The 20,455-nt window shown below is 62.1% G+C and carries 20 protein-coding genes; 7 read left to right on the top strand and 13 right to left on the bottom strand.

The features are described from left to right. Positions 1 to 45 precede the first annotated feature (45 nt). The 3 genes from tpx to ACFSNN_RS03200 all read left to right on the top strand — a co-directional run bounded on the left by tpx (position 46) and on the right by ACFSNN_RS03200 (position 2,082). Positions 46 to 546 (top strand): thiol peroxidase, encoded by a 501-nt coding sequence (gene tpx, locus ACFSNN_RS03210; RefSeq protein WP_134457779.1) that lies wholly within the window; start codon positions 46 to 48, stop codon positions 544 to 546. Between the two features lie 94 nt (positions 547 to 640). Then, positions 641 to 1,579 (top strand): carbohydrate kinase family protein, encoded by a 939-nt coding sequence (locus ACFSNN_RS03205; RefSeq protein WP_134457778.1) that lies wholly within the window; start codon positions 641 to 643, stop codon positions 1,577 to 1,579. Between the two features lie 26 nt (positions 1,580 to 1,605). Continuing rightward, positions 1,606 to 2,082 (top strand): outer membrane lipoprotein, encoded by a 477-nt coding sequence (locus ACFSNN_RS03200; RefSeq protein ID WP_134457777.1) that lies wholly within the window; start codon positions 1,606 to 1,608, stop codon positions 2,080 to 2,082. Positions 2,083 to 2,330: 248 nt separating this feature from the next. Here ACFSNN_RS03200 and ACFSNN_RS03195 read toward each other — a convergent pair whose 3' ends face one another. The 7 genes from ACFSNN_RS03195 to ACFSNN_RS03165 form a co-directional block, all read right to left on the bottom strand. After that, positions 2,331 to 2,948, bottom strand: a complete 618-nt coding sequence (locus ACFSNN_RS03195) for a histone H1-like DNA-binding protein (RefSeq protein ID WP_012434386.1) — start codon at positions 2,946 to 2,948, stop codon at positions 2,331 to 2,333. Between the two features lie 30 nt (positions 2,949 to 2,978). Next, the gene (locus ACFSNN_RS03190; RefSeq protein ID WP_134457776.1) at positions 2,979 to 3,305 is read right to left on the bottom strand and encodes a hypothetical protein; all 327 of its coding nucleotides are present in this window, start codon (positions 3,303 to 3,305) and stop codon (positions 2,979 to 2,981) included. 86 nt (positions 3,306 to 3,391) lie between these two features. Next, positions 3,392 to 4,627 (bottom strand): ribonucleotide-diphosphate reductase subunit beta, encoded by a 1,236-nt coding sequence (locus ACFSNN_RS03185; protein ID WP_134457775.1) that lies wholly within the window; start codon positions 4,625 to 4,627, stop codon positions 3,392 to 3,394. 695 nt (positions 4,628 to 5,322) lie between these two features. After that, positions 5,323 to 8,328, bottom strand: coding sequence for a ribonucleoside-diphosphate reductase subunit alpha (locus ACFSNN_RS03180; RefSeq protein WP_134457774.1), 3,006 nt, complete (start codon positions 8,326 to 8,328; stop codon positions 5,323 to 5,325). Between the two features lie 552 nt (positions 8,329 to 8,880). Then, positions 8,881 to 9,477, bottom strand: coding sequence for a 1,6-anhydro-N-acetylmuramyl-L-alanine amidase AmpD (gene ampD / locus ACFSNN_RS03175; RefSeq protein WP_134457773.1), 597 nt, complete (start codon positions 9,475 to 9,477; stop codon positions 8,881 to 8,883). Further along, entirely contained in the window at positions 9,474 to 9,797 is a 324-nt protein-coding gene (locus ACFSNN_RS03170) for a PP0621 family protein (protein WP_134457772.1), read from the bottom strand. Before ACFSNN_RS03170 ends, ampD begins: the two co-directional genes overlap by 4 nt. A gap of 9 nt (positions 9,798 to 9,806) precedes the next feature. Then, a complete protein-coding gene (locus tag ACFSNN_RS03165; RefSeq protein ID WP_134457771.1) occupies positions 9,807 to 10,724 on the bottom strand; it encodes a cytochrome C assembly family protein in 918 nt (305 codons plus the stop codon). Between the two features lie 80 nt (positions 10,725 to 10,804). Between ACFSNN_RS03165 and ffh the strand changes: the two genes are divergently transcribed. After that, positions 10,805 to 12,172 (top strand): signal recognition particle protein, encoded by a 1,368-nt coding sequence (gene ffh / locus ACFSNN_RS03160; RefSeq protein ID WP_134457770.1) that lies wholly within the window; start codon positions 10,805 to 10,807, stop codon positions 12,170 to 12,172. Between the two features lie 154 nt (positions 12,173 to 12,326). After that, positions 12,327 to 12,878 (top strand): hypoxanthine-guanine phosphoribosyltransferase, encoded by a 552-nt coding sequence (locus tag ACFSNN_RS03155; RefSeq protein WP_134457769.1) that lies wholly within the window; start codon positions 12,327 to 12,329, stop codon positions 12,876 to 12,878. 186 nt (positions 12,879 to 13,064) lie between these two features. On the opposite strand, the gene ACFSNN_RS03150 is transcribed toward ACFSNN_RS03155, so the two are convergent. Both ACFSNN_RS03150 and ACFSNN_RS03145 read right to left on the bottom strand, forming a co-directional pair. Next, the gene (locus ACFSNN_RS03150; protein WP_106310934.1) at positions 13,065 to 13,664 is read right to left on the bottom strand and encodes a MarC family protein; all 600 of its coding nucleotides are present in this window, start codon (positions 13,662 to 13,664) and stop codon (positions 13,065 to 13,067) included. 12 nt (positions 13,665 to 13,676) lie between these two features. After that, a complete protein-coding gene (locus tag ACFSNN_RS03145; RefSeq protein ID WP_134457768.1) occupies positions 13,677 to 15,413 on the bottom strand; it encodes a proline--tRNA ligase in 1,737 nt (578 codons plus the stop codon). Between the two features lie 314 nt (positions 15,414 to 15,727). On the opposite strand from ACFSNN_RS03145, the gene ACFSNN_RS03140 reads away from it, so the two are divergent. Together ACFSNN_RS03140 and ACFSNN_RS03135 are read left to right on the top strand one after the other, a co-directional pair. Beyond that, positions 15,728 to 16,468: an RNA pyrophosphohydrolase gene (locus ACFSNN_RS03140; protein WP_134457767.1), complete on the top strand. Its 741-nt coding sequence runs from the start codon at positions 15,728 to 15,730 to the stop codon at positions 16,466 to 16,468. 77 nt (positions 16,469 to 16,545) lie between these two features. After that, a complete protein-coding gene (locus ACFSNN_RS03135; RefSeq protein ID WP_134457766.1) occupies positions 16,546 to 17,103 on the top strand; it encodes a CNP1-like family protein in 558 nt (185 codons plus the stop codon). Positions 17,104 to 17,210: 107 nt separating this feature from the next. On the opposite strand, the gene proB is transcribed toward ACFSNN_RS03135, so the two are convergent. The 4 genes from proB to rplU all read right to left on the bottom strand — a co-directional run bounded on the left by proB (position 17,211) and on the right by rplU (position 20,352). After that, positions 17,211 to 18,329 (bottom strand): glutamate 5-kinase, encoded by a 1,119-nt coding sequence (gene proB / locus ACFSNN_RS03130; RefSeq protein WP_134457765.1) that lies wholly within the window; start codon positions 18,327 to 18,329, stop codon positions 17,211 to 17,213. 68 nt (positions 18,330 to 18,397) lie between these two features. After that, positions 18,398 to 19,519, bottom strand: a complete 1,122-nt coding sequence (gene cgtA / locus ACFSNN_RS03125; RefSeq protein ID WP_134457764.1) for an Obg family GTPase CgtA — start codon at positions 19,517 to 19,519, stop codon at positions 18,398 to 18,400. Positions 19,520 to 19,751: 232 nt separating this feature from the next. Further along, positions 19,752 to 20,015, bottom strand: a complete 264-nt coding sequence (gene rpmA, locus ACFSNN_RS03120) for a 50S ribosomal protein L27 (RefSeq protein WP_007180330.1) — start codon at positions 20,013 to 20,015, stop codon at positions 19,752 to 19,754. Positions 20,016 to 20,040: 25 nt separating this feature from the next. After that, positions 20,041 to 20,352: a 50S ribosomal protein L21 gene (rplU, locus tag ACFSNN_RS03115; protein ID WP_007180329.1), complete on the bottom strand. Its 312-nt coding sequence runs from the start codon at positions 20,350 to 20,352 to the stop codon at positions 20,041 to 20,043. Positions 20,353 to 20,455: the final 103 nt, after the last annotated feature.

Genomic DNA, 20,455 nt, shown 5'->3' with positions numbered 1-20,455 from the left:
GGCGCGTTCACCGTCAATCCTGACGAATTTTCGGAGCACGACAACATGAGTCAAGTCACGCTGGGTGGTAACCCGATCGAAGTAGCCGGCACGTTCCCGTCCGTGGGCCAGGCGGCTCCCGCTTTCTCGCTGGTCGGCAAGGATCTGAAGCCGGTGTCGCTCGCCGACTTCGCCGGCAAGCGCAAAGTGCTGAACATTGTCCCGAGCCTCGACACGCCGACCTGCGCCACCTCGACCCGCAAGTTCAACGAAGCCGCCGCCAAGCTGACCAACACGGCCGTGATCGTCGTGTCGGGCGACCTGCCGTTCGCCGCCTCGCGCTTCTGCACGACCGAAGGCATCGAGAACGTCGTCACGGCGTCCACGTTCCGCGGCCATGAGTTCGCGCAAGCCTACGGCGTCGACGTGACGAGCGGCCCGCTGACCGGCCTGACGGCACGCGCCGTGGTGGTGGTCGACGAGAACGACAAGGTCGTTCACGCTGAACTGGTCGGCGAAATCAAGAACGAACCGAACTACGACGCAGCCCTCGCCGCGCTGAAGTAACACCTTCGCGCACGAACCCGGCGCCGCGCTTCATGCGCGGCGCTGTCACATCGTCGCGCCCATTCTCTCTATCGTTTTTACAGGAACGCTCGCCTTGGCTACGCTGATTTGCGGCTCGCTCGCCTACGACAACATCATGACTTTCGAAGGCCGGTTCCGGGAGCACATCCTGCCGGAGCAGGTCCACATCCTGAACGTGAGCTTTCTCGTGCCGACCATGCGCCGCGAGTTCGGCGGCTGCGCGGGAAACATCGCGTATTCGCTGCATCTGCTGGGCGGCGACGCGCGCATCATGGGCACGCTCGGCTCGGTCGACGCGCAGCTCTACATGGACCGCTTCGAGCAACTCGGGCTGTCGACGGAGAGCGTGCTGGTGGTGCCGGACACGTACACGGCGCAGGCGATGATCACCACCGACCTGGAAAACAATCAGATCACCGCGTTCCACCCGGGCGCGATGATGCAGTCGCATCTGAATCGCGCGGACGAGGCCAAGGGCATCACGCTCGGCATCGTCGGGCCGGATGGCTACGACGGCATGGTCCAGCACGCCGAGCATCTTGCGGCCGCGGGCGTCCCGTATATCTTTGACGTAGGTCAGGGCTTGCCGCTCTTCGACAGCGAGTCGCTGCGGCGCATGATTGAACTCGCCACTTATGTAGCGGTCAATGATTACGAAGCCAAACTGGTGAGCAACAAGACGGGTTGGTCGATCGAAGAGATCGCCGGCAAGGTCGAGGCGCTGATCGTCACGCTCGGCGAGCATGGCGCGCAGATCCATCACGCGGGCGGCATCGAAGAGATTCCGGCGGTGAAGGCGCAGCAAGTGCTCGACCCGACAGGTTGCGGCGACGCGTTCCGCGGCGGCTTGCTGTACGGCATCGAGAACAAGCTTGGCTGGGCCACCACCGGGCGTCTCGCGAGCCTGATGGGCGCGCTGAAGATCGAACATCAGGGCCCGCAAAATTACGCGCCCAGCCGGGCCGAGATCAACGAGCGGTTCAAGCAGGCGTTCGGATACGACCTGCCGTAATACCGAGAGCTACGGGAGTTTAGGGAATGAGAACAACGAGTCGCCTGGTCGTGGCCGCCTTGATTGCCGGTTCGCTGGCCATGTCGGGGTGTGCGTACAACAGCAGTTCCGCGGACGTCTACACGGCGTCGCAGGCACAGCGTGAAGAAACGGTTCGTATGGGCACGGTGGATAGCGTGCGCGCCGTGAAGATCAGTTCGAACAACGGCCAGCCGAGCGGTCTCGGCGCGATCGGTGGCGGCGCCTTGGGTGCGGTGGCCGGCAGCAGGATCGGCGGCGGCACCGGCGCGATTGTCACGGGCATCATCGGCGGTCTGGCGGGTGCGGTGGCCGGCAACGCGGTTGAGAACGGCGTCGCGGTGCACGACGGTCTCGAGATCACGGTCCGGCTCGATAACGGCGACATGCGCGCCATCACGCAAAGCTCCACCGGCGAGATCTTCCGCGCCGGCGAGCGTGTGCGATTGCTTTCCAGCGGCGGCGTCACGCGCGTCACGCACTAAGTTTCCCCTCTCGCGCGGCGAGGCTGTCTGCCGCCGCGACGACCTCACACGCATGCCCTCCCCTGTGCATGCGTTTTTTTTCGCCTGTACGTTTCTCGCCGGGTGGTTTCTCAGGGCAAAAAAAATCCCGTCACCGGAAACCGGCAACGGGACTGACCGAGTAGCGCTCACCACGCTACTCAAGCGCTACTCGATCATCGGACACATCATGCGACGTGTCGAAGTACTTCTACCGCTCGTCGTCCAGCTTACGGACGGCTGCCCGTCGGGAACGGCCATGCCGCTGCCGGGTTCAGCGCGGTCTTCACCGTCGCCGCCGGTGCGCTCGAGACAGAAGTCGCTGCGGGTGCGGGAGCCGCCTTCTTGGCGACAGCCTTCTTCGCAGGGGCAGCCTTCTTGGCAGGAGCAGCGGCTTTCTTCGCGGCAGCCTTCTTGGCAGGCGCAGCCTTTTTAGCGGCAGCCTTTTTCGCGGGCGCAGCCTTTTTAGCAGCAGCCTTTTTCGCAGGCGCAGCCTTCTTGGCAGCAGCCTTCTTAGCAGGCGCAGCCTTCTTCGCTGCAGCCTTCTTGGCCGGCGCTGCCTTCTTTGCTGCAACCTTCTTCACAGCGGCTTTCTTAGCCGGTGCAGCCTTCTTAGCCGCAACCTTCTTCACTGCGACTTTCTTGGCAGCAGCCTTCTTGGCCGGAGCAGCTTTCTTCGCTGCAACCTTCTTGGCCGGTGCTGCCTTCTTCGCTGCAACCTTCTTCACTGCCACTTTCTTGGCAGCGACTTTCTTTGCCGGAGCAGCTTTCTTAGCCGGAGCAGCCTTCTTTGCTGCGACCTTCTTGGCTGCGGGTTTCTTAGCGGCGGCTTTTTTTGCAGTTGCCATCATTTTCTCCTTCAGGTTTTCAGATGAGAGTCAGTTCAAACTACACCCTTCGTCAAAACCCGCTTCCCGCGGACGCTTCTCAGGGCGCGCGCTACGAAGCGGGCTATTCATCGGCGTACGCAGGTGCTGCGCGCTTACGCTAATGAATGCGGTAAGGCGCGCCGTGCCAAAAGGCACCGCGCGCCAGATCTGTTCGGCGTGAAAGCTCGACGCCGGCAATTGCTTGATCGAGCCGCCGGCAACGACGCCAGCGACTTTTTCCGGGGGGAAGTTTGCCCATCCCACTGAAGGGTTCGCAAAGTGCCTGTCATAGTTGTGGGCCGCGAAGGCACGCGGCGCACCGGGCATGCTTTGCATCAGGCGATTCTGCTCCTAGCCAAAATTGCCGCGGCCTAAGCCGGCGGCATCCCCATCGATGAATGCATCTGCGGTACGAACCCGGATCACTCCCAGGTCAGCGCGCCGCCAGTCTGATATTCGATCACTCGCGTCTCGAAGAAGTTGCGTTCCTTCTTCAGGTCGATCATCTCGCTCATCCACGGGAACGGGTTTTCCTCGTTCGGGTACAGCGGATCGAGACCGATCTGCTGGCAACGGCGGTTGCAGATGAAGCGCAGATAGCTCTTGAACATCGACGCATTGAGGCCGAGCACCCCGCGCGGCATCGTGTCTTCTGCGTAACGATATTCGAGTTCGACCGCTTGCTGGAAGATCTCGCGGATTTCCGCGCGGAACTCAGCCGTCCAGAGTTGCGGGTTTTCGAGTTTGATCTGGTTGATCAGGTCGATGCCGAAGTTGCAGTGCATCGACTCGTCGCGCAGGATGTACTGGTACTGTTCCGCCGCGCCGGTCATCTTGTTCTGGCGACCCAGCGCCAGGATTTGCGTAAAGCCGACGTAGAAGAAGAGGCCTTCCATCACACAGGCGAACACGATCAGCGAGCGCAGCAGCGTCTGGTCGGTTTCGAGCGTGCCGGTCTGGAAACCCGGATCGGTCAGCACATTGATGTACGGAATCAGGAATTCGTCTTTCGCGCGGATCGAGGAGACCTCGTGATACGCGTTGAAGATTTCGCCCTCGTCGAGACCCAGAGACTCGACGATGTATTGGTAGGCGTGCGTGTGGATCGCCTCTTCGAACGCCTGGCGCAGCAGGAACTGCCGGCATTCGGGCGCCGTGATGTGGCGGTAGGTGCCCAGCACGATATTGTTGGCGGCAAGGGAGTCGGCCGTCACGAAGAAGCCCAAGTTGCGCTTGACGATGCGGCGCTCGTCTTCGGTCAGACCGTTCGGGTCTTTCCAGAGGGCGATGTCGCGCGACATGTTCACTTCTTGCGGCATCCAATGGTTGGCGCAACCCGCCAGATACTTTTCCCAGGCCCACTTGTATTTGAACGGCACCAACTGATTGACGTCGGTCTGGCCGTTGATGATGCGCTTGTCGGCGACGTTGACTCGCGCTTCGGAAACGGCAGCCGTTTCAGCAGCAGCGTGGGTCACATGAGCGACGGGAGCGACAGCCATGTCGTTCGCGAAGACGTCTTGAGCCGAGGGAGCATGAGGAGCGGAACGCGTTCCGACTTGCGAACCGACAGCCGATCCCGCAGCGTTGCGCAACACATTCTGTTGCGTAGCGCTCGAGGGAGTTACGGCAGTGATCTCGTCATCCCAGTTGAGCATAAATGTCACCATCAATTTAGAACGGTTTGTACCATCTTTTCACGAGCGATAAAAGAGTTCGCTCACGAAAAATCCTGTTTTCGATTCGCGTTGCTACGTTCATACAACACTTTGTTCAACGGAGTGTGTGCATCACCTCATGTGAAGCGCGTTGAACGTGTGTCGCCGAGGTGCTTCGCGAGCTCGAGAGCAACGTGTCGATGCGACGTTTCGCTGCTCTATCTATCTGTATTGCGGAGCGTGCCTGTAGCGTCTTGCGACTGCTGACTGCTCACTCGCGTTGCTCGTCGCGATGGTCCGCGCTTGCTTCGCATTTGCCTCGCACTTGTCTGTTCGTCAGTGCCGGCGAGGTGAAGTTCAATGCCATGTCGAGCGATGCATCGGGCCGGCTGCGTTGATCGACCCATCGATCGAAGCGTTTGCTGCGCGCACTGTGTCGCGCGCTTCGTCTGGTGCTGCCGACTGCTGATTGCCGATTGATCGGGCCACGATGACCGCGTCACGAAGTCAGCGACCTGCTCTGCTTCACTACGTCGCGTCGCGTCGCGTTGCGATGAACAGCGCTTCGAATTTCACTCGCCGCGCCGCTCATCGACTTCACTTCTGCTTCACTTCCATCAGCTTCGCTGCTCGCTGCATGCGGGTCATTACCTACAAGCAGTCAGCAAGCAGCGATCCTGCTACCTGCATGCTTCTTATTGGCAAGCTTCGCACTCGTCGAAGCCAGGGTCGCCCGGACGCATCATGCACACCGGACCATCCGCTTCCGGCGCTGCTTCAACCGCGACTGCTGGCGTGGCCGCTGCAGCCTGAAAGCCACCCGCGGCACCACCAGCCGCGCCGTTGTTCGCACCGAAGCCACCGGCCGCGCCACCCGCAGCACCGCCCGAACCTTCGCCGCCACCCGAACTCACCGCGTTCAGCGCGCCGTGCGCCACCGTCGATTTCTCGACGTGGGTCGCCGCCATCGTGCGGAGGTAGTACGTGGTCTTCAAGCCGCGCACCCAGGCGAGCTTGTAGATCTCGTCGAGCTTCTTACCCGATGCGCCGCCCATGTAAATGTTCAGCGACTGCGCCTGGTCGATCCACTTCTGACGACGCGATGCCGCTTCGACCAGCCACTTCGGATCGACTTCGAACGCCGTGGCGTAGATCGCGCGCAGGTCGGCCGGAATGCGGTCGATGCGCGAGAGCGTGCCGTCGAAGTACTTCAGGTCGGCGACCATCACTTCGTCCCACAGGCCGCGCGCCTTCAGGTCGCGCACCAGGTAGTCGTTGACCACCGTGAATTCGCCCGACAGATTCGACTTCACATACAGGTTCTGGAACGTCGGTTCGATACAGGCCGACACGCCGATGATGTTCGAGATCGTCGCCGTCGGCGCGATCGCCACGCAGTTCGAGTTGCGCATGCCGTACTGGGCGATACGCGAACGCAGTTCGGTCCAGTCCATCGACTCGCTCGAATCGACTTCCACGTAACCGCCGCGCGCGTCGGCCAGCAGCTTCACCGAGTCTTGCGGGAGGATGCCGCGATCCCACAGCGAGCCACGGTAGCTGGAGTAACGGCCGCGCTCCTGCGCCAGTTCCGTCGACGCGTAGTAAGCGTAGTAGCAAACCGCTTCCATCGACGTGTCGGCGAACTTGACCGCTTCTTCCGACGCGTACGGCGTGCGCAGCAGATGCAGGCAGTCCTGGAAGCCCATGATGCCCATGCCTACCGGACGGTGCTTCAGGTTCGAGTTACGCGCCTTGGCGACCGCGTAGTAGTTGATGTCGATCACGTTGTCGAGCATGCGCATAGCCACGCTGACCGTGCGCTTCAACTTGTCGTGGTCGAGCACCAGCGTGCCGTCGGCCTGCTCCTTCAAGTGAGCGACGAGGTTCACCGAGCCCAGATTGCAGACGGCGATTTCCGCGTCGCTGGTGTTCAGCGTGATTTCCGTGCACAGGTTCGACGAGTGGACAACGCCGACGTGCTGTTGCGGCGAGCGCACATTGCACGGATCCTTGAACGTGATCCACGGGTGGCCGGTTTCGAACAGCATGCCCAGCATCTTGCGCCACAGTTGCGCCGCCGGGATCTTCTTGAACAGCTTGATCTCGCCGCGCGCGACCTTGTCTTCGTAAGCCGTGTAAGCCTTCTCGAAATCGGCGCCGAACAGGTCGTGCAGATCCGGGCAGGTGGACGGCGAGAACAGCGTCCAGTCGCCGCCTTCCATCACGCGCTTCATGAACAGGTCCGGAATCCAGTTCGCCGTGTTCATGTCGTGCGTGCGACGACGGTCGTCGCCGGTGTTCTTGCGCAGCTCGAGAAATTCTTCGATGTCCAGGTGCCACGATTCCAGGTACGCGCACACCGCGCCCTTGCGCTTGCCGCCCTGGTTCACGGCCACTGCCGTGTCGTTGACCACTTTCAGGAACGGCACGACGCCTTGCGACTTGCCGTTGGTGCCCTTGATGTGCGAACCGAGCGCACGCACGCGCGTCCAGTCGTTGCCCAGACCGCCGGCGAACTTCGACAGCAGCGCGTTTTCCTTCAGCGCTTCGTAGATGCCGTCGAGGTCGTCGTCCACCGTTGTCAGATAGCACGACGACAGTTGCGAGCGGCGCGTACCCGAGTTGAACAGCGTGGGCGTGGACGACATGAAGTCGAAGCTCGACAGCACGTTGTAAAACTCGATCGCGCGCGCTTCACGGTCGATCTCGTTCAGCGACAGACCCATCGCGACACGCATAAAGAATGCCTGCGGCATTTCGATGCGGACGTTGTCGTGATGCAGGAAGTAGCGGTCATACAGCGTCTGCAGGCCGAGGTAGCCGAATTGCAGGTCGCGGTTGTTGTCGAGTGCGGCACCGAGGCGCTTCAGGTCGAACTGCAGCAGCTTGTCGTCGAGCAGCTCGGCTTGCACGCCGCGCTTGATGAACTGCGGGAAGTATTCGGCGTAACGCTCGCCCATTTCGGCTTGCGTGACTTCTTCTTCGAGGATCTCGCGGCGGATCGTGTGCAGCAGGATGCGCGCGGTGACCTGGCTATAAGCCGGGTCTTTTTCGATCATCGTGCGGGCAGCCAGGATCGCCGAGTCGTAGACCTGGCTCATCGGCACGCCGTCGTACAGATTCTTGACCGTTTCCGCGATGATCGGATCGGCGTTCACCGCGTCGCCCAGGTTCGCGCAGGCGGACTCGATGATGCCGCGCAGCGCGGCCATGTCCAGCGGACGCGTGACGCCGTTGTCCGTCACGTTCAGACCCGGCGTGTTCGCGACGATCTGGTCGTCGTGACCGCGAGCCTGCGTGCGCTTCTCGCGATACAGCACGTACGCACGCGCGACGTTGTGCTCGCCGCCGCGCATCAGCGCGAGTTCGACCTGATCCTGAATGTCTTCGATATGGAACGTGCCGCCGTTCGGGCGGCTGCGCACGAGTGCGCGCACCACGTTCTGCGTGAGTTGCTCGACCAGTTCGCGCACACGCGCCGAGGCGGCGCCTTGACCACCGTTTACGGCCAGAAATGCCTTCGTCACGGCGATGGCGATTTTCGACGGTTCGAACGACACGACGCTGCCGTTACGGCGGATCACCTTGTAGTCGGCGAAGGTCGCTTGCGGCGCGAGCGCTTGTGCGCCTTGTGCCTGGCCGAAGGCCTGGCCAGTCGGTGAGCCCTCGTACCGGGTCGTCACGTTGTCGGTGGTTTGCATGTGCAAAGCTCCTGGTCCTGGAAATGTTGCGGGAATGTCCGCGGATTAAAACGAACGCTGCGCCGCCGCGTGCGCAAGCGATGGGGTGCAGGAAAGGGACCGGCTGAGCCGGCTGGCGGGATGCGAATGCGATGAAGCCTGGTTCGAATTGATAACGGTCTTCATCGTGTATGTCGCGATCACTTGCTAAGCCCCTTTCCTGAATGCTTCTGGATGCCGCCGGTGGTCTCTCCGGCCACGCCACAGGAATATTTTTTCGCTGCCTGAAATGCTTGCGGCGCCGTGCTCGGAGAGCGGACGCCGCTGACTTATTCACCCAGTTGTGCACGCGCTTATCACACGGTTATGCACATGGTTATGCACAGAGCAACACAAGATATAGTGCACAACTGGATTTGTGGCACCAAGTATAGTGGAGATTCGAGACAGGTCAAATCGTTTTATTTGCTCTCGAAGTCTTGACTTTTGCCTGGCGCGGCGCGAACTCGACTCCTCGGAGAACAAGGCGGCGCCTTGCTCTCCTCGCATCACGCGAAGTCGCGCGAAGAGCCGTTACGGCGTTTTGGAAAACTTGAGATAGGGGAAATACCGAGCGTCGAGCGAGGTGTCGCGCTGCAGACGCTGCCATTCGAAATGCGGCCCTGGATCGGTCTTGCGACCGGGGGCGATGTCCGAGTGACCAGCGAGCGCTTCGACCGGATAGCGAGCCTTGAGCGCGCTCACCAGGGCACCGAGCGTGTGGTATTGAGCCGCTTCGAAAGGCGTGGTGTCGCTGCCCTCCAACTCGATGCCGATCGAGAAGTCATTGCAGCGCTCGCGGCCGAAAAAATTCGACGGCCCGGCGTGCCACGCGCGCTCGTTGCACGACACGAACTGTTCGAGCGCGCCGTCGCGATGGATCACGAAATGCGCCGACACCCGCACGCCGCGCAGGTGTGAGTCGTAGTAGGGATGGGCGTCGCAATCGAGCGTATTGAGGAACAGTTCGGCGATCGCGGTGCCGCCGAATTCGTTGGGCGGCAGGCTGATGTTGTGAACCACGATCAGCGTCGGCACGGCCGCTTCGGGCCGCGCTTCGAAATTCGGCGATGGCAGTTTGCGTGCGGCGGCGACCCAACCGTCGGCATCGACGGTGAACGCGACGCTCATCGAGCGTCGCGGCCCGTGGGTCGCGCGCCGTGACGCTGCGCGTGCGCGGCGCTGCAGAACGGCTGCCCGGCCACCACCACCGAATCGCTCTTCGGCGCGTGCACGCCGCATTCGACGCAACGGATCATCGGCTCGGGGAGTTGCGCCGGCGCGGCAGAGCGCGCGCCGCCGTTCGGACCAGCCGCGCCATCCGCACCTTTGGCGCCCGCGGCGCCGTTCGCGCCGCTGCGCTGAGACGCCTGCGCGTCATGACGACGCAGCGCCTTCACCAGCCACTGGCCGACGATGAACAACAGGATCAGCAGAAATATTTGTCGCATGGGACACGCTCACACTACAGCTCGGTGCAACAGCACCTCGAAAACAAAACGGCTGCCGACGTACGCCAGCAACAGCGCGACGAACGACGCCAGCACCCAGCGCAATGCCGCACGGCCGCGCCAGCCGGAAACTTTGCGCGCAGTCAGCAGCGCGCCGAACATCACCCAGGAAAGAATCGCGAACACGGTCTTGTGATCGAGCTGCAATGCGCGGTCGACCAGTTGCTCGCTGAACAGAATGCCCGACACCAGCGTCAACGTCAGCAGGACGAAACCCGCGCCGATCAAACGGAACAGCAGCTTCTCCAGCGTGAGGAGCGGCGGCAGCGTATCGAGCCAGCTCGACAGCCAGCCGTTGCCCGCCGCAGCCGCGTGCCGCTGCGCCATGCCGCCGCGCATGGCATGCAGACGCCGTTCGACGAGCAGCATCAGAATCGCGTGCAGCGCCGCGATCGCAAACAAACCGTAGGCGATGTTGGCAATAAGAAAGTGCAGCTTGAACATCGGCGCGGCCGAATACGGCAGCACGCGCACGCCGTTGAATGCGAGCGGCAACAACGAGGCGACGCAGGCGAGCGGCAGGACCAGCAGACGCAGGCCGTCGAGCGGAAAGAAAAAGCTCTCTATCCAGTAGATGCCGGCGCCGAGCCAGAACATGGCCGACAGCGCGAACGCGAAACCGAACACCATCGCGTTCTGCGGGAAGATGGTGGTGTGCAGCAGCACGCCGTGGGCGAGCAGCGCCACGAACAGCAGCGCGCGGCCCGAGCCGCTCATGCCCGAAGCAGCCGACGGCGCCGCTGCGGCAGGCACCGGCGGCACGCTTTCGAGCATGGGACGCAACGCGGCGTGCCGGTGCGAGCGCCAGCCGGCCACGGCTAGACCGCCGTAGAGGAGCGCAGTGAGGGCATACAGTACAATATCCATATTCGAAGTTTACACTAGGCCCCTGCTCCGCGACGTCTCCTGCATCGCGCCCGCTCCGGCCGCACTGTTCATCGCTCCCCATGCTCGACAATCTGACTCAACGGATGGCGCGCGTCGTCAAGACGCTGCGCGGCGAAGCCCGGCTCACCGAGGCGAACACCCAGGAAATGCTGCGCGAGGTGCGTCTCGCGCTGCTCGAGGCCGACGTGGCGCTGCCCGTCGTGCGCGAGTTCATCGCCAAGGTGAAGGAAAAGGCGCTCGGCGAGGAAGTCATCAGCAGTCTCTCGCCGGGCCAGGCGCTCGTCGGCGTGGTGCAGCGCGAGTTGACCGCGATCATCGGCGGCGACTACGAGGGCAAGGCGGTCGAGCTCAATCTCGCCGTCACACCGCCGGCCGTCATTCTGATGGCGGGTCTGCAGGGCGCGGGTAAAACCACCACCGTCGGCAAGCTCGCCAAGCTGCTGCGCGAGAAGTACAAGAAAAAAGTACTGACCGTGTCGTGCGACGTTTACCGCCCTGCCGCGATCGCGCAGTTGAAGACGGTGACCGAGCAGGTCGGCGCGGATTTCTTCCCGTCGGAACCGGACCAGAAACCGGTCGACATCGCGCGCGCCGCAGTGGATTGGGCCAAGCGCCACTATCACGACGTGCTGCTGGTCGACACGGCCGGCCGTCTCGGTATCGACGAAGCGATGATGCAGGAAATCACCGCGCTTCATCACACGCTGAAGCCGGCGGAAACGCTGTTCGTGGTCGACGCGATGCTCGGTCAGGACGCGGTCAACACCGCCAAGGCGTTTAGCGACGCGCTGCCGCTCACCGGCGTGGTCCTCACCAAGCTCGACGGCGACTCGCGCGGCGGCGCGGCGCTCTCCGTGCGTCACGTCACCGGCAAGCCGATCAAGTTCGTCGGCGTCGCGGAAAAGCTCGACGGCCTCGAAGTCTTCTACCCGGATCGCATGGCGAACCGGATTCTCGGCATGGGCGACATTCTCGCCCTCGTCGAAGAAGCGCAACGCGGCGTGGACGTGCAGGCCGCGCAGAAGCTCGCCGACAAGGTCAAGAAGGGCGGCGACTTCGATCTGAACGATTTCCGCGCGCAGCTCACGCAAATGAAGGGCATGGGCGGCCTCTCGTCGCTGATGGACAAGCTGCCCGCGCAGTTCCAGCAAGCCGCCGCGGGCGCCAACATGGGCCAGGCCGAGAAGCAGATGCGCCGCATGGAAGGCATCATCAATTCCATGACGCCGCAGGAGCGCGCCAAGCCGGACCTGATCAAGGCCACGCGCAAGCGCCGTATTGCCGCCGGCGCGGGCGTGCAGGTGCAGGAAGTCAACCGCATGCTGAATCAGTACGACCAGATGCGCACCATGATGAAAAAGCTCAAAGGCGGCAATCTGCAAAAGATGATGCGCGGCATGAAGGGCATGTTGCCCGGCATGCGCTAAGCTTTAGCAAGACGGCGACGCGCGTTCCGCGCATGAACCACGGAACGCGCCCCTGACTCCGCTGGGCCGACTCCCGCTTTGTGCGGGTTTATTCTGTACCGCGCGCCGCCGTCCTCACTCACACTATGTATACAGTCACCGCCCGTCAGACGTCATGAACCGCGAAGAAGCCCTCCACATTTTTAGCCACTCCGAAGAAATCGTTTCGGCCGACGACGTCAACGCGTCGATCAGCGGCATGGCGGCCGCCATCCGCAGCGAGATGAGCGAGGACTTTCCGCTCGTGCTGTCGGTCATGGGCGGCGCGGCGGTGTTCACCGGCATGCTGTTGCCGCATCTCGATTTTCCGCTCGAGTTCGACTACATCCACCTGACCCGCTACCGCAACACCACCAAGGGCGGCAACGAGATGCAGTGGCGCGTGGCGCCGGCGGAGTCGGTGAAAGACCGCGTCGTGCTGGTGCTCGACGACATTCTCGACGAAGGCGAGACGATGGCCGCAATCCGCGACCGCATTCTCGCGATGGGCGCGAAGCGCTTCCTGAGCGCGGTGCTGTGCGAGAAGATCATTCCGAAGGCCAAGCCGCTGCGCCCGGATTATTGCGGCTTCGAAGTGCCGGACCGCTATGTGTTCGGCTGCGGCATGGATGCGAAGGGTTACTGGCGTAACCTGCCCACGATTCGTGCGCTGACCGAAGGGGCGTAATTGCCTGCTTTTCTCGCCGCCGCGTGCTGTTTTGCGGCGTGCCGAAGAGACGAAAAAGCGGCCCTCATGGAGCCGCTTTTTTTATGTGAAATTGCTGGGCTTTGCGCTGTGCTGCCCGCGTTGCGTCGCGCTGTGTTGCGCTAGGAGCCGCAAGTCGCGGCTTCTTGGCGCGGCGGCGAGCGTCTTTCAAAGTTGATGCACGAACGACCGAATCCCGCCGAGCATCATCTCCACCGAAATCGCCACCAGCACGAGACCCATCAGCCTTTCGAAAGCCATCATGGCGCGCTCGCCGAGCCACGCCTGAATACGCTCCGCCAGCATCAGCACGATCGCGCAGACGACCATCGTGACGGTCAGCGCGCCGATCCACTCGAACATCTTGCCGGGCGCCTGCGACGTCAGAAGCATCACGGTGGCCAGCGCCGACGGACCCGCCAGCGCCGGAATGGCGAGCGGCACGATGAGCGGCTCGCCGCCGCGCGTGTCGCCGCCGAACGGACCGTCCGGATGCGGAAACACCATTCTGAGCGCAATCAGAAACAACACGATCCCGCCGCCGATTCGCAACGACTGGTCAGTCAGGCTCATCATGCGCAGAAAACGGTCGCCGACCACCATGAAGATCAGCAGGATCGCAAACGCGATCGCCACCTCGCGGAGAATGACGATCGTGCGCCGCTTCGGCGACACACCGCGCAGACAACTGATGAAGAGCGGAATGTTGCCGAGCGGATCGGTGATCAGAATCAGCAGGACGGTCGCGGACAGGAAGGTGTACTCCACCGTCCGCTCCGCTTAACGCGCCAACGCTGCGCGAACTTTCCCGATCACCGTTTGCGCGGCGTCTTCGACCGGCAGCAGCGTCGCTTCGGCGTCGCGGCGGCCCTGGTATTCGAGCTTGCCTTCCTTGAGGCCACGGTCGCCGATCACGAGACGATGCGGCACGCCGATCAGTTCCCAGTCGGCGAACATCACGCCCGGGCGCTCGCCACGGTCGTCGAGAATCACGTCGATGCCCGCTTCGACCAGCGCCGCGTAAAGCTTGTCGGCTTCTGCGCGCACCGCTTCGCTGCGGTCGTAACCCATCGGGCACAGCACGACTTCGAACGGCGCGATCGATTCCGGCCAGATGATGCCCTTGTCGTCGAAGTTCTGTTCGATCGCGGCACCCAGAATACGCGTGACGCCGATCCCGTAGCAGCCCATTTCCATCGGCCGCGGCTTGCCGGTTTCGTCGAGGCAGGTCGCGCCCATGGCTTCCGAATACTTGGTGCCGAGCTGGAACACGTGGCCCACTTCGATACCGCGGCAGATGTCGAGCACGCCCTTGCCGTCCGGCGACGGGTCGCCCTTCTTCACGTTGCGGATGTCGGCGACGACCGGCTCCGGCAGATCGCGGCCCCAGTTCACGCCCGTGGTGTGGAAATCCACCTCGTTCGAGCCGACCACGAAGTCGCTCATGTTCGCGACCGTGCGATCCGCGACGACCTTGATCGGCTTCTTCGTGCCGATCGGACCGAGGTAACCCGGCGGCGTACCGAAGGTTTCGATGATTTCAGCCTCGGTCGCCATGCGGAACTCGGCCAGACCCGGCAGCTTGCTCGCCTTGATCTCGTTCAGATCGTGGTCGCCGCGCAGCATCAGCAACCAGATGGTCGGCTCGGTGCCTTCATTTTCAGTGGCGAGGATGATCGACTTGATCGTGCGCTCAAGCGGAATGTTCAGCAGCTCAGCCACCGCTTCGCACTTCGCCTTGCCCGGCGTGGCAGTCTTCTTCATCTCTTCGGCCGGCGCCGCACGTTCCGCGTAGAGCGGCAGCGCTTCGGCCGCTTCGACGTTCGCCGCGAAATCCGAGGTCGGGCAATAGGCGATCGCGTCCTCACCGGTCTCGGCGATCACGTGGAATTCGTGCGAACCGCTGCCGCCAATCGAACCGTTGTCCGCCGCCACCGCGCGGAAGTCCAGACCGAGGCGCGTGAAAATGCGCACGTACGCGTCGTACATCTTGCGATAGGACTCGCGCAGACCGTCCATGTCCTTGTCGAACGAATACGCGTCTTTCATGATGAATTCGCGGCCGCGCATCACGCCGAAACGCGGACGGATCTCGTCGCGGAACTTGGTCTGGATCTGGTAGAAGTTCACCGGCAGCTGGCGATAGCTCTTGATCTGATTACGCGCGATATCGGTGACCACTTCTTCGTGGGTCGGTCCGATCACGAAATCGGACTGCCTGCGGTCCTTGAAGCGCAGCAGTTCGGGACCGTACTTTTCCCAACGGCCCGATTCCTGCCACAACTCGGCCGGCTGCACCGCCGGCATCAGCAATTCAATACCGCCTGCCCGATTCATTTCTTCGCGCACGATGGCTTCCACCTTGCGGATCGAGCGCAGGCCGACCGGCAGGTAGTTATAGATACCGCCGGCAACGCGACGGATCATGCCTGCGCGCACCATGAGCTTGTGGCTGACGATCTCTGCGTCGGCGGGAGCTTCTTTGAGGGTACCGATAAAGAAACGGGAAGCTTTCATTCAGATTATCCAAAAGCGGCGGCTCCGGAGGGACCGCCCGAAAGGTGAAAACGGTGGGGAAATCGACACAGATCCAGCGCTGAGCCGGCATGGCTCACCTGACAATACACTGACACCGGTGCAGCGCAATCCGACCGCAGCGCCGAAGCCGCCGCGCAAAGCCTTTGCACAAGGGATAAGGCACGGAAAGACTGACAGGCTACCGCAAACGCGGGCCTTTGGCGGCGAATCGTTCCAATCCGGTGCGAATCGGTGCGTCAGACCCGTTATCTGTTTATAATCAAAGCAATTTTAAAGGATTCGAAGGTGGTTGTATGCTGGATCGTGAAGGCTTTCGCCCGAACGTCGGCATCATCCTCTTGAACGCGCACAACGAGGTGTTTTGGGGCAAACGGCTCCGTGAACATTCCTGGCAGTTTCCGCAAGGGGGCATCAAGTACGGAGAGACCCCCGTGCAAGCGATGTATCGGGAGTTACACGAAGAAACCGGGCTGCTTCCTGAGCACGTCAAGGTGATTGGTCGCACGCGCGACTGGTTGCGTTACGAGGTGCCTGACAAGTTCATCAAGCGCGAAGTACGCGGTCATTACCGCGGCCAGAAACAAATCTGGTTTTTGCTCCGGATGGTTGGACGCGACTGCGACATCTGCTTGCGCGCCACCGACCACCCTGAGTTCGATGCGTGGCGCTGGAACGAGTACTGGGTGCCGCTCGACTGTGTGATCGAGTTCAAGCGGGATGTATATCAGTTGGCGCTGACGGAGCTATCCCGTTTCATGCGCCGGGCTGCGCCGCGTGCGGAAAAACCTGGCGGGCACCATGGGCCGCGCTATCCCCGGATAGCGTCGTCAATGGAAAGTCCGCCGGATTCCACGGTAATGACGGTGACTTCTGTGACCACCGTCGGCATCGAAACATCGGTTCACGTAACGATCGCGTCCGATTGCGGTCCGGGATCCGGGTCAACGGCAGAACTCGACGCCGCGCCGGATCACGAAGACGAATCGGCAGGCGAAACGGCCGGCTCGCTGTTCCGCCCGGGCGTGCGCAATTAACAACTCTGAGCGGCTGTCCACGCCGCCTCTCTCTGGCGCGGCTCGACGAGCCGCGCCAGTGTTTCGAGGAAACCATATTGAAAGCACTTGCTCTCGTCGTGGCGTGCGTCGCCACCGGCGCCCTGCTGGCTGGTTGTTCGAGCGCCGGCAAACCTACTAATAAAGACGACAGCGCGTTTACCTATTTGCTGGACCGTCAGAGCAACTGGGTTGAGAACAAAGTGGACGCTCTGCCGCCGCTGCCGCAAGAGTCGAATCTGTTGCCTTTCGAAGTCTCCGGCAACACGCCGCTGCAGTTCGCGGTCGACCGGAAGTCGTTAACTGTCGGTACGGACGGAGTGGTTCGCTTTACCGTCGTCGTGACAAGCCCGAGCGGCGCTCGTAACGTGATCTACGAAGGGATTCGTTGCGACACGTATGAATGGCGCCAGTATGCGGGCCTGAATTCGGATCACGACGGCTGGGACACGACGGTCGCGAACAGCTTCACGCGCATCGAGAACGGCGCGCTCAACGCTTATCAGGCCGCGCTGTATCAGGACTATCTGTGCGCGAACAAGATGCCCATGGGGAACGCAGCCTCGATTCTGGAAAACATCCGCTATAAGCGCACGGCGAGTTCGTCGATCCACTGAGCTTTGGATCCTGCCGGGTTGCGGGCGTAAAAAAGCCGTTCCAGCTGTTGCTGGAACGGCTTTTTGTTTGCCGTATGCGTGTTCCCGCGCCTGGAACTATCCGTGACTTAGATCAGCACCAGGTTGTCGCGGTGAATCAGCTCCGGCTCCAGCATATAGCCGAGCACCGATTCAATCTCGCCACTTGGGCGCCGCTGAATCAGCTTGGTTTCCGCGCTGCTGTAGTTCGTCAGACCGCGCGCCACTTCGCGCCCAGCGGTGCTCAGACAAGCGATCACTTCACCGCGAGCAAAGGCACCCTGAACGCCGACGATGCCGATAGGCAGCAGGCTCTTGCCCCCTTCGGTCAGCTTTTCGACGGCGCCGTCGTCGATCACCACATGGCCGCGCACCTGAAGATGATCCGCCATCCATTGCTTGCGCGCCGCCATGCGCGCCGTGCGCGCGATCAACTGCGTGCCAATCGCCTCGCCCGAGGCCAACCGTGACAGCACATCAGCTTCGCGCCCGCTTGCGATCACCGTATTGGCGCCACTGTGCGCCGCGCGCTTGGCGGCGAGAATCTTGGTCAGCATGCCGCCACGACCGAGACTCGAACCCGCGCCGCCGGCCATGGCTTCGAGCTCCGGCGCGCCGGCATCGGCTTGCTGAACCAGCGTGGCGGTCGGATCCTTACGCGGATCGGCGGTGAAAAGTCCTTGCTGATCGGTGAGGATGACGAGTGCGTCGCCTTCGATCAGGTTTGCGACGAGCGCGCCCAGCGTATCGTTGTCGCCGAATTTGATTTCGTCGGTGACGACCGTGTCGTTCTCGTTGATGATCGGCACCACGCCCAAGCGTAGAAGCGTGAGCAACGTGGAGCGCGCATTCAGATAGCGTTCTCGATCGGCCAGATCGGCGTGCGTCAGCAGAATCTGCGCGGTCTGAATGGAATGCTCGGCAAAGCGGCTTTCGTACACCTGCGCGAGACCCATTTGGCCGACGGCCGCGGCCGCTTGCAGTTCGTCGATCTCTCGTGGCCGCCTGGTCCAACCGAGCCGTTGCATTCCTTCGGCAATGGCGCCCGAGCTGACGAGCACCACTTCCTTGCCCCGCGCGCGCAGCGCGGCAATCTGTGCGGCCCAGCGGCCGATAGCGGCATGGTCGAGGCCCCGCCCGTCGTTCGTGACGAGGCTCGAACCGACTTTCACTACCAATCGCCGTGAATCTGCGATGACGGAACGCATTGTGCGCGGTCTCCCAAGATGACGCGTATGCATACCGGCAGCCCGCTCGGGCGCCGGCGCTCGAGCTTTTATGCCTGCGGGTCGGTGCCGGCGTCGTCTGCGGCGGCCGGGGCTTGCGGCTTCTCGCGGAAACGCACGTCCGCAGCGAGATCTTCGGCCTCCGCCGCGCGCTGTGCGTCAGAATGCGCGGAGATGTGGTCGAACACCGCGTAGCAAAGGTTTTCGCAGCCTTGGCCAGTCAGCGCCGAGATTTCGAACACCGGACCCTCCCAGCCGAAGCCTTCGAGGAACGCCGAGACACGCGCTTCGCGCTCCTCTTCGGGCACCATGTCCAGCTTGTTCAGCACCAGCCAGCGCGGCTTTTCATACAGCAGTTCGTCATACTTGCGCAATTCGTTGACGATCGCCTTGGCTTCCGCGACCGGATCGACCCCGTCGTCGAACGGTGCCAAGTCGACGATATGCAGCAACAAGCCCGTGCGCTGCAAATGACGCAGGAACTGGTGGCCAAGGCCCGCGCCTTCCGCCGCACCTTCAATCAAGCCGGGAATGTCGGCGATCACGAAGCTGCGGCTCGGCCCGACACGCACCACACCGAGATTCGGTGCGAGCGTCGTGAACGGGTAGTCTGCGATCTTCGGCTTCGCGTTCGACACCGACGCGATGAAAGTCGACTTGCCAGCGTTTGGCATGCCGAGCAGGCCGACGTCCGCCAGCACCTTCAGCTCGAGGCGCACCATGCGCCGCTCGCCCGGCTTGCCGTCCGTTTTCTGACGGGGCGCGCGGTTCGTACTGGATTTGAAATGCAGGTTACCGAGACCGCCCGCGCCACCCTGAGCGATCTGCACGCTCTGGTTGTGCTCGGTCAGATCGGCGATCAGTTCGCCGGTCTCCATGTCGGTGATCGTGGTGCCGACCGGCATGCGCAACGTAATATCGTCGCCGCCTTTGCCGTAGCAGTCCGCGCCGCGGCCGTTTTCGCCGTTGCGCGCCAAGTGTTTCTTCGCGTAGCGGTAGTCGATCAGCGTGTTGATGTTTCGGTCCGCGACCGCGATCACGCTGCCGCCCCGGCCGCCGTCGCCGCCATCCGGGCCGCCGAACGGAACGAACTTCTCGCGGCGCATCGACGCGCTGCCATCCCCTCCGTCGCCGGCGATGACTTCAATCCTCGCTTCGTCAATGAACTTCATGCGTAACTCCGTCCCGTGGTGTGCTGCCAGATGGTGCTGCTAAATTTGATGCTGCTGGATGCTGCTATTTTGCCGCGCCCGCCGTGCGCCGATCAATCGGCCAAACGGCATAGGACGTTTCGGCATGAAGGGCGTTCCTGCCCATTCATCCGGCGAAAACCTGCCGGAATAAAAAAAGCCCCGCTAACTTCGCGGGGCCTTTTCCGGTCCTGAAGCCCGTGCCTGAGTAAGCTCAGACTGCTGCCGGGACGACGTTGACCATGTGCTTCTTCGCTGCGCCCTTCGTCGAGAAATTGACGTGGCCGTCCGTCAGCGCGAACAAGGTGTGATCCTTGCCGATGCCAACGTTTTCGCCCGGGTGCATACGCGTGCCACGTTGACGAACGATGATGCCGCCAGCGTTGATAGCCTGACCGCCGTAAACCTTCACGCCAAGGCGTTTCGATTCGGAGTCGCGGCCGTTGCGGGATGATCCGCCTGCCTTTTTGTGTGCCATTTGATTTGCTCCTTAACCGGTGCGCTTACGCGTTGATCGCGTCGATGCGCAGTTCGGTATAGTTCTGGCGGTGGCCGCCATGCTTCTGGTAGTGCTTCCGGCGACGCATCTTGAAGATGGTCACTTTTGCGTGACGACCTTGCGACACGACGGTAGCCTTGACGGAAGCCCCACTGACCAGCGGCGTACCGAACTTAATCGATTCGCCTTCGCCCACTGCGAGAACCTGGTCGAGCGTGATTTCAGCGTCAATGTCTGCCGGTATCTGTTCTACTTTAAGTTTTTCGCCGACGGCAACTTTATACTGCTTGCCACCGGTTTTTATGACCGCGTACATTGAGAACCTCACTCTGTGTTCATTTTTCCCACGCACCGCGCGCGGAAACCCGTGATTATACATAGAGTTAGCTACTCGGTCAAAACTCATTGAGAGGCGCCGC

This window comes from Paraburkholderia dipogonis (genome assembly GCF_042680985.1).
GTDB classification, from domain to species: domain Bacteria; phylum Pseudomonadota; class Gammaproteobacteria; order Burkholderiales; family Burkholderiaceae; genus Paraburkholderia; species Paraburkholderia phytofirmans.
Note: the sequence above shows the minus strand (reverse complement) of the source record. Positions and strands in the feature narration are given on the sequence as shown.

Bases quoted from the DNA above. Each gene is read 5' to 3' on its own strand.
- tpx (WP_134457779.1), top strand. From the start codon at position 46: ATGAGTCAAGTCACGCTGGGTGGTAACCCGATCGAAGTAGCCGGCACG.
- ACFSNN_RS03200 (WP_134457777.1), top strand. From the start codon at position 1,606: ATGAGAACAACGAGTCGCCTGGTCGTGGCCGCCTTGATTGCCGGTTCG.
- ACFSNN_RS03195 (WP_012434386.1), bottom strand. From the start codon at position 2,948: ATGGCAACTGCAAAAAAAGCCGCCGCTAAGAAACCCGCAGCCAAGAAG.
- ACFSNN_RS03190 (WP_134457776.1), bottom strand. From the start codon at position 3,305: ATGCAAAGCATGCCCGGTGCGCCGCGTGCCTTCGCGGCCCACAACTAT.
- ACFSNN_RS03185 (WP_134457775.1), bottom strand. From the start codon at position 4,627: ATGCTCAACTGGGATGACGAGATCACTGCCGTAACTCCCTCGAGCGCT.
- ACFSNN_RS03180 (WP_134457774.1), bottom strand. From the start codon at position 8,328: ATGCAAACCACCGACAACGTGACGACCCGGTACGAGGGCTCACCGACT.
- ampD (WP_134457773.1), bottom strand. From the start codon at position 9,477: ATGAGCGTCGCGTTCACCGTCGATGCCGACGGTTGGGTCGCCGCCGCA.
- ACFSNN_RS03170 (WP_134457772.1), bottom strand. From the start codon at position 9,797: ATGCGACAAATATTTCTGCTGATCCTGTTGTTCATCGTCGGCCAGTGG.
- ACFSNN_RS03165 (WP_134457771.1), bottom strand. From the start codon at position 10,724: ATGGATATTGTACTGTATGCCCTCACTGCGCTCCTCTACGGCGGTCTA.
- ffh (WP_134457770.1), top strand. From the start codon at position 10,805: ATGCTCGACAATCTGACTCAACGGATGGCGCGCGTCGTCAAGACGCTG.
- ACFSNN_RS03155 (WP_134457769.1), top strand. From the start codon at position 12,327: ATGAACCGCGAAGAAGCCCTCCACATTTTTAGCCACTCCGAAGAAATC.
- ACFSNN_RS03145 (WP_134457768.1), bottom strand. From the start codon at position 15,413: ATGAAAGCTTCCCGTTTCTTTATCGGTACCCTCAAAGAAGCTCCCGCC.
- ACFSNN_RS03140 (WP_134457767.1), top strand. From the start codon at position 15,728: ATGCTGGATCGTGAAGGCTTTCGCCCGAACGTCGGCATCATCCTCTTG.
- proB (WP_134457765.1), bottom strand. From the start codon at position 18,329: ATGCGTTCCGTCATCGCAGATTCACGGCGATTGGTAGTGAAAGTCGGT.
- cgtA (WP_134457764.1), bottom strand. From the start codon at position 19,519: ATGAAGTTCATTGACGAAGCGAGGATTGAAGTCATCGCCGGCGACGGA.
- rpmA (WP_007180330.1), bottom strand. From the start codon at position 20,015: ATGGCACACAAAAAGGCAGGCGGATCATCCCGCAACGGCCGCGACTCC.
- rplU (WP_007180329.1), bottom strand. From the start codon at position 20,352: ATGTACGCGGTCATAAAAACCGGTGGCAAGCAGTATAAAGTTGCCGTC.